Genomic DNA, 12492 nt, shown 5'->3' with positions numbered 1-12492 from the left:
TCATTTTTTCTTTTTTAGAGTAACTAAAATAATACGATTTATAAGGTACCAGATACAGCCTATGCCTATTGCGGCAGTGTAAGCATACCACTGAAGTGTTTCTTCTTGCGGTTGTAAAAAGTACAAACAGAAAAAACCACCTAAAAATAAGATAAGCGCCAAAAAGGAGTGATTTATAAACATCTGCTTTTTTTTAATTCGCTGTTCGCGCTGAAGCTGTAAAACTTGCTCGTCGTTTAGCTCTGCAATGTTGCTTTCGCAATGAGGACATTGCTTATGTTTATCTGAAATTGATTTTGCACATTTTGGGCAACGAATAATCGCCATACTTCTCTCCATACTACGCATAAAAAAAGCGCCTTTCGGCGCCTTTATTGTACTTGTTTTATTTCTCGTTGTCTTTTTTGAATTCAAACCAACAACTGATTTAGGGGCTATAATTTTCCAAGTTGCCCACTAAGTTTAATTACTCTGCGTCTTTTGACTGCTTTTCTAAGCGTTTTTCCCAGAATGTGGCGTTTTTTATACCCAATTTAACTGGATCAAATATGACTTTTCCGCCTTTTTTCTTTTGTTCTTCATAATCGCTCAAACATAGCAAAGCAGGCTTAGCGACAAAGAAAATGGCTAAAATACCGAGTATGTTAATCCAAGCCATTAAGCCAACGCCAATATCACCAATAGTCCAAATATAACCTGAATTATTTACCATGCCGTATGCAACCATAAACATAATTACAAACTTCACAAGAACAAGCGGAATACTGCCCTTAAAATAACGATTTAAGTAAGCAATATTAGTCTCTGCAATAAAGTAATAAGCAAGTATTGTGGTAAAGGCAAAGAAGAATAATGCAATACCGACAAATGCTTGTCCAAAGCTACCAAATACACTAAATAGAGCCATTTGAGTAAAGGCTGCTGATCCCACTTCAGTGGCTGCATCAACATTTTGTACAATAAATTGCCCTGCTGGTAGCTCACCAACAATGTTGTATTGCTGCGTTATTAAAATCATTAATGCAGTTGCAGTACACACAAAGAGGGTATCAACATAAACAGAAAAAGCTTGTACTAAGCCCTGTTGAGCAGGGTGATCAACTTCTGCTGCAGCTGCTGCATGAGGCCCAGTACCTTGGCCAGCTTCATTAGAATATATACCACGTTTAACGCCCCAACCAATAGCAGCACCAAAACCTGCCTGCGCAGTAAATGCATCACTAATAATTAAATAAAATATATCGCCCACTTTATCTAAATTTAAAAATACCACGATTAGTGCCAGTACTATGTAACCAAGCGCCATAAATGGCACTACAATTTGCGTAAAGTTCGCAATACGTTTTATACCGCCGAAAATAATAAATGCCAAAACAATAAGGATAATTGCTAAAGCGACTAATTTAAAGCTGCCTACATCACCAAAGCTAGTAGAAACCATGTTGCCATTGCCAAACACTTGGGTAAACGCATTACCTACCGCATTTGCTTGTACGCCAGGCAGAAAGACACCACATGCTATAATTGCCGAAACAGCGAATAAAATAGCCAACCATTTTTGTCCTAAACAACGGTCAAAATAATACGCTGGGCCACCACGGTATTGCCCGTCTTCTTCTGTTTTATAAATTTGACCTAAAGTAGATTCTGCATATGCGGTACTTGCGCCTAGAAAAGCAACAACCCACATCCAGAAAATAGCGCCTGGTCCGCCAAAACCAATAGCCGCTGCAACGCCAGCGATATTACCGACGCCTACTCGTCCAGACAACGAGACTGCAAGGGCTTGAAAAGATGAGATACCTTTATCTGACGTGTTAGGACTAAATAATAACTTACACATTTCTTTAAAATGTCTAACTTGAGCAAATCGAGTTAATACTGAATAAAACAAGCCTGCGCCTAGGCATAAATAAATGAGTGCATTACTCCAAACAACATCATTAACAGCGCTTACAATAGCTTCCATGGATATCCTCTATAGTTATATTTATTATTTTTAGTTACGAGACTCTGCTTTAGCTACTACGCAACATAAGCTTTACGAAATAAGGTTTTGCCTCTCCCGTCCCGACTCATGATTTAATTAATCTTAACTTAAGTAACCTAACTTTGTTAACACTTAATTTTCAAAATATCTAATTACGTAGCTATTGCAAGGCACTTCATCAGCAGTATTTAAAGGAAAGTAGATTGATTTGTACCGATACGGTGATGATACGCAGCGAAGAAACGTTAAAAACGTTTTGGAATGAAGTTGCTATATGATTATTATTTTTTGTAAAAGGGGTTTTACTAAAAACAAAAAGGGCATCAAAACTATTGATACCCTTCAAATAAATGTTTTATCTTAAATTATCAACAACATTAACAATTGCCGCTAACGTATCTTGACCAAATTGATACGAACGACGGTCTGACCAGCCATAGTCTGGATCAGGTAAATCGTTATTATCTTTAAATGGCATTTCAATTGTGTACGTTAATGCTTTAAATTCTTCAGCGGTTGCTGCTGAACCTACCGTTAGGTTAGCTTGGCCTGGCTCATCTTTTGGATAGCCATGCTCATCTTGAAACTCTGGAGTAATCGTTAAAAGCGCGGCTTTAAAGCTATCTTCAAGGCCTTTTAGGCGTGCATCGTAACTTGGAATACCTTCACTGCCTGCCACAAAGTTATACGGAATCGCTTCATCGCCGTGTATGTCTAGGTGCATATCTAAGCCAGCTTCGCGCATTTTATTTAGCACTAGGTAAACCTCAGGGCTATTTTCCATGCTTGGTGTTTGCCATTCACGGTTTAAGTTAACGCCTTTAGCATTAGTACGAAGATGTCCGCGTGCGCTACCGTCTGGATTCATATTTGGCACAACGTAAAATACTGCTTTTGATAGAAGCGCAGCTGCATGTGGGTCTTCGTCATCAAGAAGTTTGTGCAATAGACCTTCTACATACCACTGCGCCATTGTTTCACCTGGATGTTGGCGTGCTGTGATCCAGATGTTTTTCTTGTCTTCACTTGGTTCACCAATTTTAAGCACACTCATATCACGGCCATCGAGTGTTTCACCAAGCGTTATTAATTGGCAAGCGCCTTGGCTTTGTGCCCAAGATAATAAATCTAAATGGCGGTCGTAACTATATGGTGCAAAGTAAGCAAAATACACACTGCCGCACTCTGGTTCAATTTCAAAGCTTAAAGTGCCATTTTCATAGCTTGATGGTACACGAAACCATGTTTGGCGGTCATATGATGCAACGGCTTGATACCCTTCCCAACCATCGGGGTAAGCTGATTTATCAAGCTCATTAATATTTAACTTATGCAATTGGTAAGGTGTTGTTTCAAGACGAAAGTGAAACCACTGATAAAATTCAGACTGATGATCTTTATTAATTTCTAATTGAATATTTAAAGGATCGGTGGCTTCAATAACTTTAATATTACCACTGTCGAAATTGCTGCTGATTTTCATGGAAAAACCTTTAGGTTGAATAAGTTTATCTGCTTTTTACTCTGCAGAACTAACACTACTGGTATTAAATACACGTAGTAAAATATTGCAATACTAATAAAAACTGAGCATTGCTAACATTTGAATAATTAAAGCCTATCACAAGGCATACGCTTTAAAAATAATACACGACCAAAAAAGCCAGCAACATGCTGGCTTTTACGTCACTGCAAACAAATTAACGAGGTAAGCTTGGGAATGACACTTCGGCCATATCGCGCATACAACGTACTACTTGGCAGCTGTAACCAAACTCATTGTCGTACCATACATATAAAACAATACGGTTATCTTCAACAATTGTTGCTTGTGAATCAACAACACCTGCGTAACGGCTACCGACTAAATCGGTAGATACAATTTCCGTTGATGCAGTGTAATCAATTTGATCACGTAAGTCTGAATGAAGTGCTGTATCGCGTAAAAATGCGTTTAGCTCTTCAACAGAAGTACTTGTTGCTAAATTAAGGTTTAAAATAGCTAACGATACGTTAGGCGTAGGTACGCGGATAGCATTACCTGTTAACTTACCTTCAAGCTCTGGTAATGCTTTTGAAACCGCTTTTGCAGCTCCCGTTTCAGTAATTACCATGTTAAGTGCTGCGGCGCGGCCTCGGCGCTCTGCTTTGTGGTAGTTATCAATAAGGTTTTGATCGTTCGTGTACGAGTGTACAGTTTCAACATGGCCATTATTAATACCAAACTTATCGTTTAATGCTTTAAGCGTTGGTGTAATTGCATTGGTTGTACAGCTTGCTGCACAAACAATTTTATCTTCAGGTAAAATATCTTTGTTATTCACACCATATACGATGTTTTTGATATTACCTTTTGCTGGTGCTGTTAATAATACTTTTGCAGCGCCCTGACACTCTAGGTGTTGGCCAAGGCCCGCTTCGTCTTTCCAAATACCAGTGTTATCAACGATTAATGCATTGTCGATACCGTATTGGGTGTAATCAATTTCGCTAGGAGAGTTAGCGTAAATAACTTGAATGTAGCTACCGTTAGCTTTAATTGCATTACGTTCCTTATCAATCGTGATTGAGCCATTGAATGGACCGTGAATTGAATCGCGACGCAATAAGCTTGCACGTTTTTCGAGATCACCATCTTTACCACCACGCACAACAATAGCGCGCAAACGTAAATCTGAATATGGACCTGATTTTTCAATTAATAAACGCGCGAGTAAACGACCAATACGACCAAAACCATACAACACAACATCGCGCGGTTCTTTCGCTGGTAAATCAGCTATTTCTGCAAGTTCGTCTTTAACAAACTCTTCGACTGAACGACCATTTGCGGCTTCAGTGAATAAATAACTATATGCAAGCTTACCAATATCAATACGTGCAGAGTTTAATTCCATTTTGCTGATAGCTTCTAAAAATGGGAAGCTTTCGCGCAAACGTAATTTAGTGCCTTCAAACTGAGCAACGGTTTTATGAGATTTGATAATATCGATAGTACTGGCATTTACGAGAGGACGGCCATATACAGCAATTTCAATACCACGATTACGATAAAGCTTACCAATGATTGGTTGCATACTTTCTGCGTAATCTTGGCGCTCTTGCCAACTATTTGTGTATTCTAACTCGTGAGATGAGGTCATTTTATTTACCTAAGTTAAACATTTTGAACGGATAGCCCAAATGGGCACTGCCATTCTAATTTAATCTGACGTTATTCTCTACTGTTAGGAGTTAAATGATTGAGCTAGAATAGGAGGGTATATATTCATTTGGGGTTAAGGGATGTTTCTAAAAGCAAGTGTTTTACTAGGGTTGGTAGCCCTAACTGGGTGTGGAGATCAGTTGACACTCTCAAAGGTATGCAAAGAAACACCAGGGTTTTGTGCCGATCTAAATAAAGATAGCCACTGTAAGGAGCCTCGCGCAGAGGTTATTATAAAACGCTACACAGAATATAAAGACCCGACAGATGAAAATAAATACCAATTACTTAAAGGATTTGAAGACTACAATCAATGCATAACATTGGCTGCAAAAATCGAGCACGTAAAACTCAAAGAAAAAACAACCTCTCGTATTGATGGGCAACTAACTAGTATTAAAGAAATAACACGCTTATATCAAGATACTAAAAATACTAACCACCCAGGTTTACTTTATTACCATTGGTCGCGCAATAATAATCAAAGTGCACTAACTAAACTTCTTTCGCTAGAAAACGAAACGAGTGTGACACAAAGTGCTGAAATGCAATTTTTCTTAGCGTCGTATTACATTAAATTCGATGATGAAAAAACCATTGATTTACTCTACAAAACATTAGAGTTAAATAAAAAAGACACCGTACCTAACCCCGAAGTCCTTACCTCATTAATTAGCCTGTTTTATAAACATGATAAATTTAAGCATGCATATATATTTTCTAAAGTGGGCCAAATGTTCGGTATTGAAAATATTGAACTGCTGCCAATAGAACATCAACTAATTAGTAGCGGTAAGAGCTTAGACAGCTTAGATATACTTGCAGAGCAAACATATTTGCAAATACAAAACGGTGAGTTTGTATCACCTAGAGAGTTTTAATTTATTAGTATAAAAATAAGCTAACTTTTTAGTTAGCTTATTCATGTAAAATAAAAAGGCAGCTTACGCTGCCTTTTTTTATTTTGCTTTACTTGTGCCCACTTCTACGCGGGTTTTAAGCTTTTGACCTGGTCGAAAGGTCACCACACGACGCGCCGAAATAGGAATATCTTCGCCTGTTTTCGGGTTGCGGCCTGGTCTTTCTTTTTTGTCTCGAAGATCAAAGTTACCAAATCCAGAGAGCTTAACCTGCTCGCCTTTTTCTAGCGCTGAGCGGATTTCTTCAAAAAACGCTTCAACTAAATCTTTGGCATCTTTTTTATTGATCCCGAGCTTTTCAAATAGGTGTTCAGCTATGTCGGCTTTAGTAAGCGCCATATCTAGTCCCTCAACGATGCATTAAACTGTTCGGCCAATTCGGCCACCACGTTATCAACTACTAGATTGATATCTTTCTCTTCGAGTGTTCTATCAACCGCTTGCAGTGTTAGAGCAATCGCCAAACTCTTATAATTTGGCTCAATACCTTTGCCCTTATACACATCGAATAAGTTTAGGTCAACCAATTGATTTCCGCCAACTTTTTCGATCACGCTTAAAATGTCACCCGATTTAACGCTGTCTGCCACTAAAATCGCGATGTCGCGGCGATTTGAAGGGAATTTAGACACCCCTTCTGCTTGCGGTAAATTTCTTTTTTCTATTGCTGACATTTCAATTTCAAAAACAAAAGTTGCGTTGTTGATATCTAACAACTTTTGAGCTTGTGGATGTAAAGCACCAAAAAAACCAACCTTTTTACCATCAACATATATTACTGCTGATTGACCAGGGTGAAGTCCATCTGACTGCTCTGCTTTAATTTCAAAACGAGTAACGTCATTGGTAATTGCAAGTAAGGCTTCAACATCACCTTTTAGGTCATAAAAATCAACATTACGTTTCTCTTCAACCCAATGTTCACCATTTACAAGACCAGTAATAACACCACCAATAACCGGTACTTGGTAAACACCGTTTTCTGCACTTTCGTCGCTTATAAATTTAAGACCATGTTCGAATAAACGAATACGAGGTTGTTGGCGATTTTGGTTATACGCTACAGACGCTAATAAACCCGGCATTAAACTTACGCGCATTGCCGACATTTCAATTGAAATAGGATGTGGCAATACCATTGCTTTACACTCTGGGTGTAAAATAGCTTGTGCTTTAGGGTCAACAAAGCTGTATGTAATTGCTTCTTGGTAACCACGAGTAACTAACGTATTGCGGAACTTGCTAAGCGCAATAGTTGCTTCGTTATGTGTCGTCATTTTAAGTTTTGCAGTTGGTGCAACATTTGGAATGCTGTTGTAACCGTAAACACGTGCTACTTCTTCTATTAAATCTTCTTCGATGCGAATATCAAAACGGTAGCTTGGTACGTCCGCACTCCAACTTTCATTTTCTACTTTAACATCAAGACCTAAACGCGTAAGAATATCTGTTACTTTAGCATCTTCAATATGATGCCCAATAACACGGTCTAAACGTGCACGACGAAGACGTACTTCTGTCACTTTTGGTAGTTTATCAGCCGCAACAGCTTCAACTACAGGGCCTGCTTGACCACCTACAATTTCAAGAAGTAGCGCTGTTGCACGTTCCATTGCATCGTGTTGTAGAGCAAAATCAACACCGCGTTCATAACGGTGTGAAGCATCAGTGTGTAAACCGTAGCTACGTGCTTGCCCTGCAATTGCTACAGGATTAAAAAATGCACTTTCGAGTAAAATGTCAGATGTTTTATCTGTAACACCTGATTGCTCACCACCAAAAACACCCGCAATTGCAAGTGCTTTATTATGATCGGCTATCACAAGTGTTGTGTCGTTTAATTTAGCGGTATTACCGTCTAATAAAACAAGTTCTTCGCCTGCGTTTGCACTACGAACTTTAATACCACCTTCAATCGCATTTAAATCAAACGCGTGCATTGGGTGACCAAGTTCAAGTAATACATAGTTAGTAACATCAACTACTGGGTCGATTGAACGTACGCCACTACGACGTAACTTTTCAACCATCCAAAGTGGTGTTTCAGCATCAAGGTTAATGCCTTTTATCACACGGCCAAGGTAACGAGGACATGCATCTTCGTTAACTAGCTCAATTGATACTTTGGCATCAATTGTTGGCGTAACCGCAGGGATATCTAATACGTTTACGTCAATGCTATTTAAAACACCTACTTCACGAGCAAGGCCTTTAATGCCTAAACAATCACCACGATTTGGTGTTAAGTCAACATCAATAATATTATCATCAAGACCTAGGTAGTCACGTAAATCAGTGCCTACTGGTGCATCGCTTGGCAATTCCATAATGCCGTCGCCTTCTTCGCTAATACCTAGCTCAACAAAAGCACATAGCATTCCGTTTGAAGGTTGGCCGCGTAGTTTGGCTTTTTTAATTTTAAAGTCACCAGGCAGTACAGCGCCCACAGTTGCAACAGCAACTTTAATACCTAAACGACAATTTGCTGCACCACACACGATATCAAGTAGCTCATCGCCACCTACGTTAATTTTGGTAACACGCAGTTTATCTGCATCTGGGTGTTGTCCACATTCAACAACTTCACCTACAACTACGCCATTAAATTTGGCTGCAGCAGGCTCAACGCCATCAACTTCTAGACCAGCCATTGAAAGCTGTTCCGAAAGAGCTTGCGTATCAATAGCAGGATTAACCCACTCTCTTAACCACTTTTCACTAAATTTCATTTTATTGTTTCACTCTTAACGGAACTGGTTCAGGAATTTTAAGTCATTTTCGAAAAATGCACGTAAATCGTTTACGCCATAGCGCAACATAGTTAAACGCTCTACACCCATACCAAAAGCAAAGCCGGTGTATTTTTCTGGGTCAATGCCCACAGACTTAAGTACATTTGGATGTACCATGCCGCAGCCTAGTACTTCTAACCACTTACCGTCTTTACCCATAACATCTACTTCAGCTGAAGGTTCTGTAAATGGGAAGAATGAAGGACGGAAACGAATTTCCATATCTTCTTCAAAAAAGTTACGTAAAAAATCATGCAAAATACCTTTTAGCTCAGTAAAGCTAACATCGGTATCAACCATTAAACCTTCAACCTGATGAAACATAGGTGTATGTGTTTGATCGTAATCGTTACGGTATACACGTCCAGGTGAAATGATGCGCAGTGGTGGCTGCTCAGTTTCCATAGTACGAATTTGCACGCCACTTGTCTGTGTACGTAGTACTAATTTAGGATTGAAATAAAAGGTATCATGATCAGCACGTGCTGGATGGTGCTCTGGAATATTTAGCGCATCAAAGTTATGAAAATCGTCTTCGATTTCTGGACCAGATTTAACTTCAAAACCTAACTCACCGAAAAAGCTTTCTATGCGCTCAATAGTGCGCGTAACTGGGTGTAAACCGCCAGTAGGCATAGCACGCCCAGGTAGAGTTACATCTATAGTTTCAGCAGCTAGCTTTTCTTCAAGTGCTTTACTTGCTAGCAATTCACGCTTTTCGTTGATAGCAGCTTGTACATCTTGTTTAGCTTGGTTTATAACTTGGCCTGCTTCTTTACGTTCTTCAGGTGCTATTTTGCCTAGCGTTTTAAGCAAGCTTGTGATTTCGCCTTTTTTGCCAAGGTAATTAACCCTGATTTCTTCTAACTGCGCGATTTCACTGGCACTGGCTACCGCCTCAAGTGCTTGCGCTAATATGTTTTCTAAGTTCATTCGATACCTGATCTTTCACAGAAGGTGATTGCTGTTAAGTAATAGCTTATGATAACTGAAAGCAGGGTCTAGATTCTAGACCTACTACAGCTTTAACGTTGATTTTATAAAAGGAATTGTTAATTTTCTCTGTGCAGCCATTGACGCATGATCTAATTTGTCGAGTACATCGAGCAAAGCACGCATATCACGGCTTAAACGCGTTAATAAAAAACGTGCACATTCATCACTTAATTCAAGGCCGCGCATATGGGCGCGCTTAACAAGTGCTTGTGCTTTATCGTCATCACTCATAGAGCGAATTTGAAAGGTTGTTCCCCACGTTAAGCGAGACTCTAAATCTGGCAACGTAATATTAAGCATGCTAGGAAGTAAATCGGCAGTTACTACTAACATCTTACCGGGTTCGTTAAACCGGTTAAAAAAGTTAAATAGTGCTTTTTCCCATGCATCATTCCCTGCGACTAAATGCACGTCATCAATACATAAAACATCAAGCGCTTCTAAACCGTCTAGTACCATAGGTCCAAAATCAATCACTTCGCGCATAGACAGTAGCATATTAGACAGGCCACGCTCTTGAGCTTTAATGCATGTCGCATACAAAAGGTGAGACTTACCCGAGTCACCTAATCCACATAAATAGGTATACTGAAACGTTTTTGCTAACTTCGAAAAACTATCTTTCAAATGGTTAACTTCTAACGAATCTTCTCCACCAAAGTACGATGCAAATGTTTCGTCATCCGGTAAAGTAACCGGTAATGCCATTTGCATCGGCTCAGAAGTTAGCATTATGGCGTTATCCATTGATACTCTAAGCTATTTTTATCAACAACATGATAAAAAGCGCGTGGATCCTCATAATCTTTAAATGAGGAGTCTAACCCTAATCCTTTTTTAAGATCGCTTAGGTTGCCAGTATGGTTTAGCTTAAACTCTACAAACTCCGGTGTTTTGCGCACAATTTTAACTTGAGTAACAACGCTTAAACTCAATAACCTTCGTTTTGCTAATTCAACATCAATAAAACTTTGCGTGCCCTTTAGCGTAAGCATAGCAGTAGCTTGTTCATAATAAGCATTTGGATCAATAGCGTACTCGCTTGCAAGACCTCGTGCTAAGGTATCGATCATTTGGCTTACTATTTGCTGCTTATCACCCGTTAATCTATTTGAATCAAATAAATCATCATTTGTAAAACGCCAATCTAAAATCCAATTTTCGCTATCCGCTTCTTTATACATTCTTGCCGTAATACTTCGCTCAGCACTGTAGCGTTTAGAAGCCTCTTCTACTGGTTCTGAAAAGTTACCCCATACTTCAGGGATACCTACTAAACGTCTATCTTGTAAATCTAGTAATGGCACTACAACGGGTAGCCCCCGGCGTCCTGCCTTGTCATAAATTAACTGCTCTAGCTGCGGGTAACTTTCTTGTGTTACTAATTCTCTGCGCCAGTTGTCTTCAATACCTAACCATATTGCAACTAATGGGCGCTGCACTCCCCATAAAGGTAAGTTTAATTCTTTGATTAGCGCGTTGATCTTTCGAGCTTCAAATTTAACAACGAGTTTCAATTGTCCATTTGCTCTCTCGTCATATTCAAACTTAAGCATATAATCAGAAATATCTTTAGTGCGTTGCTGTGCTAATTTATTTTGATCCGCAGTTTCATCACCGCTTACTTTCACTAAGACATTGAGCAAAGCTTTACGACTCGCCGCTAATCGAGTGTCTCGTGTTTTGTCATCCACTTTTAAAATATCTTGATATAGATCAGTTACTTCAACTGCCGTTACAGAAAAACAAAATAAAATGGATATGGCACTAATTAATAATCTATACACAGGCTATTAGTTCTTGGTTTTAAACTGATTTGATCCTAAATCAAAGACAGTAACAAAGCAAAATTAAATTTGTTATCTAAGGAAATGAAAGTAATTGGCTTTTGTAGAAAGTAAAAAGATTAAATATAAATAAGTACGTAGTACGCTATTCACCTACCCTTAACTTTATTGCAGACGTAAAAAAGCCCGAATCGTTAGATTCGGGCTTTCTACAATTTGAGGTCGGTGCGCTACGCAGTAGGATGTCGTAGTGCCCACAGCGGTGGAGAGCCACATAGCAAATGCTACACTATCTTTGCGTCGAGAGTCGCTGCGCTCACCCGACCTACCGTGATAGGTGTTGAATAAGTGCGCATTAATTATCCGCATTTCACTTTTCTGCAGACGTAAAAAAGCCCGAATCGTTAGTTTCAGACGATCTACAATATGAAGTCGGTACGCTACGCAATAGAATATCAGATTTTTTCGTCTGGAGTCGCTGCACCTGCCCTAGGTGATGGGTGTTGAATAAGTGCGCATTAATCATCCGCATTTCACTTTTCTGCAGACGTAAAAAAGCCCGACTATTTCTAGTCGGGCTCTCTACAATTTGAAGCCTGGTAATGTCTTAGTGCCCACAGCGGTAGAAAGTCACATAACAAATGCTACACTATCATCGGTCGAAGCTTTGACTTCACTACGGAGTTCGGCATGGACTCTTGGCTATTCACTAAATCCCAGATAGCAAAAAACCCGTCACATTGCTGCAACGGGTTTCTTTAATTTGAAGCCTGGTAATGTCCTACTTTCACATAGCAAATGC

The 12492-nt window shown here is 39.4% G+C and carries 10 protein-coding genes; 1 reads left to right on the top strand and 9 read right to left on the bottom strand.

The annotated features are described in order from the left end of the window. From NRL14_RS06665 to NRL14_RS06650, 4 genes are all read right to left on the bottom strand, one after another. Positions 1-327 carry a hypothetical protein gene (locus NRL14_RS06665; RefSeq protein ID WP_002960680.1) on the bottom strand — a complete coding sequence of 109 codons (327 nt, stop codon included), beginning with the start codon at positions 325-327 and terminating at the stop codon, positions 1-3. A 139-nt stretch (positions 328-466) separates the two neighbouring features. Next, positions 467-1969: a sodium:alanine symporter family protein gene (locus NRL14_RS06660; RefSeq protein WP_007378331.1), complete on the bottom strand. Its 1503-nt coding sequence runs from the start codon at positions 1967-1969 to the stop codon at positions 467-469. 376 nt (positions 1970-2345) lie between these two features. Beyond that, positions 2346-3473, bottom strand: coding sequence for a M14-type cytosolic carboxypeptidase (locus NRL14_RS06655; protein ID WP_008136269.1), 1128 nt, complete (start codon positions 3471-3473; stop codon positions 2346-2348). Positions 3474-3690: 217 nt separating this feature from the next. Continuing rightward, the gene (locus NRL14_RS06650; RefSeq protein ID WP_007378329.1) at positions 3691-5133 is read right to left on the bottom strand and encodes a glyceraldehyde-3-phosphate dehydrogenase; all 1443 of its coding nucleotides are present in this window, start codon (positions 5131-5133) and stop codon (positions 3691-3693) included. Positions 5134-5275: 142 nt separating this feature from the next. Here NRL14_RS06650 and NRL14_RS06645 point away from each other — a divergent pair, with 142 nt between their 5' ends. Then, complete coding sequence (locus NRL14_RS06645) at positions 5276-6076, top strand: DUF2989 domain-containing protein (protein WP_007378328.1); 801 nt, start codon at positions 5276-5278, stop codon at positions 6074-6076. Between the two features lie 78 nt (positions 6077-6154). On the opposite strand, the gene ihfA is transcribed toward NRL14_RS06645, so the two are convergent. From ihfA to NRL14_RS06620, 5 genes are all read right to left on the bottom strand, one after another. Next, positions 6155-6454 (bottom strand): integration host factor subunit alpha, encoded by a 300-nt coding sequence (gene ihfA, locus NRL14_RS06640; protein WP_002960690.1) that lies wholly within the window; start codon positions 6452-6454, stop codon positions 6155-6157. A 2-nt stretch (positions 6455-6456) separates the two neighbouring features. Beyond that, complete coding sequence (gene pheT / locus NRL14_RS06635) at positions 6457-8844, bottom strand: phenylalanine--tRNA ligase subunit beta (RefSeq protein ID WP_306724278.1); 2388 nt, start codon at positions 8842-8844, stop codon at positions 6457-6459. A 15-nt stretch (positions 8845-8859) separates the two neighbouring features. Next, positions 8860-9840, bottom strand: a complete 981-nt coding sequence (gene pheS / locus NRL14_RS06630) for a phenylalanine--tRNA ligase subunit alpha (RefSeq protein WP_007378326.1) — start codon at positions 9838-9840, stop codon at positions 8860-8862. A gap of 84 nt (positions 9841-9924) precedes the next feature. Beyond that, positions 9925-10635 carry a DnaA regulatory inactivator Hda gene (hda, locus tag NRL14_RS06625; RefSeq protein ID WP_007378325.1) on the bottom strand — a complete coding sequence of 237 codons (711 nt, stop codon included), beginning with the start codon at positions 10633-10635 and terminating at the stop codon, positions 9925-9927. Beyond that, positions 10635-11690 carry a DUF2066 domain-containing protein gene (locus tag NRL14_RS06620; RefSeq protein ID WP_033039151.1) on the bottom strand — a complete coding sequence of 352 codons (1056 nt, stop codon included), beginning with the start codon at positions 11688-11690 and terminating at the stop codon, positions 10635-10637. The genes hda and NRL14_RS06620 overlap by 1 nt, the downstream gene beginning before the upstream one ends. Between the last annotated feature and the right edge of the window lie 802 nt (positions 11691-12492).

The sequence above is a fragment of the Pseudoalteromonas sp. 20-92 genome, from assembly GCF_030847595.1.
Classification (GTDB): Bacteria; Pseudomonadota; Gammaproteobacteria; order Enterobacterales; family Alteromonadaceae; genus Pseudoalteromonas; species Pseudoalteromonas fuliginea.
The sequence above is the reverse complement of the archived record's forward strand: the minus strand, read 5'-3'. Positions and strand labels throughout refer to the sequence as shown.

Coding starts and splice junctions, on each gene's coding strand:
- NRL14_RS06665 (WP_002960680.1), bottom strand. CDS start 327: ATGGCGATTATTCGTTGCCCAAAATGTGCAAAATCAATTTCAGATAAA.
- NRL14_RS06660 (WP_007378331.1), bottom strand. CDS start 1,969: ATGGAAGCTATTGTAAGCGCTGTTAATGATGTTGTTTGGAGTAATGCA.
- NRL14_RS06655 (WP_008136269.1), bottom strand. CDS start 3,473: ATGAAAATCAGCAGCAATTTCGACAGTGGTAATATTAAAGTTATTGAA.
- NRL14_RS06650 (WP_007378329.1), bottom strand. CDS start 5,133: ATGACCTCATCTCACGAGTTAGAATACACAAATAGTTGGCAAGAGCGC.
- NRL14_RS06645 (WP_007378328.1), top strand. CDS start 5,276: ATGTTTCTAAAAGCAAGTGTTTTACTAGGGTTGGTAGCCCTAACTGGG.
- ihfA (WP_002960690.1), bottom strand. CDS start 6,454: ATGGCGCTTACTAAAGCCGACATAGCTGAACACCTATTTGAAAAGCTC.
- pheT (WP_306724278.1), bottom strand. CDS start 8,844: ATGAAATTTAGTGAAAAGTGGTTAAGAGAGTGGGTTAATCCTGCTATT.
- pheS (WP_007378326.1), bottom strand. CDS start 9,840: ATGAACTTAGAAAACATATTAGCGCAAGCACTTGAGGCGGTAGCCAGT.
- hda (WP_007378325.1), bottom strand. CDS start 10,635: ATGCTAACTTCTGAGCCGATGCAAATGGCATTACCGGTTACTTTACCG.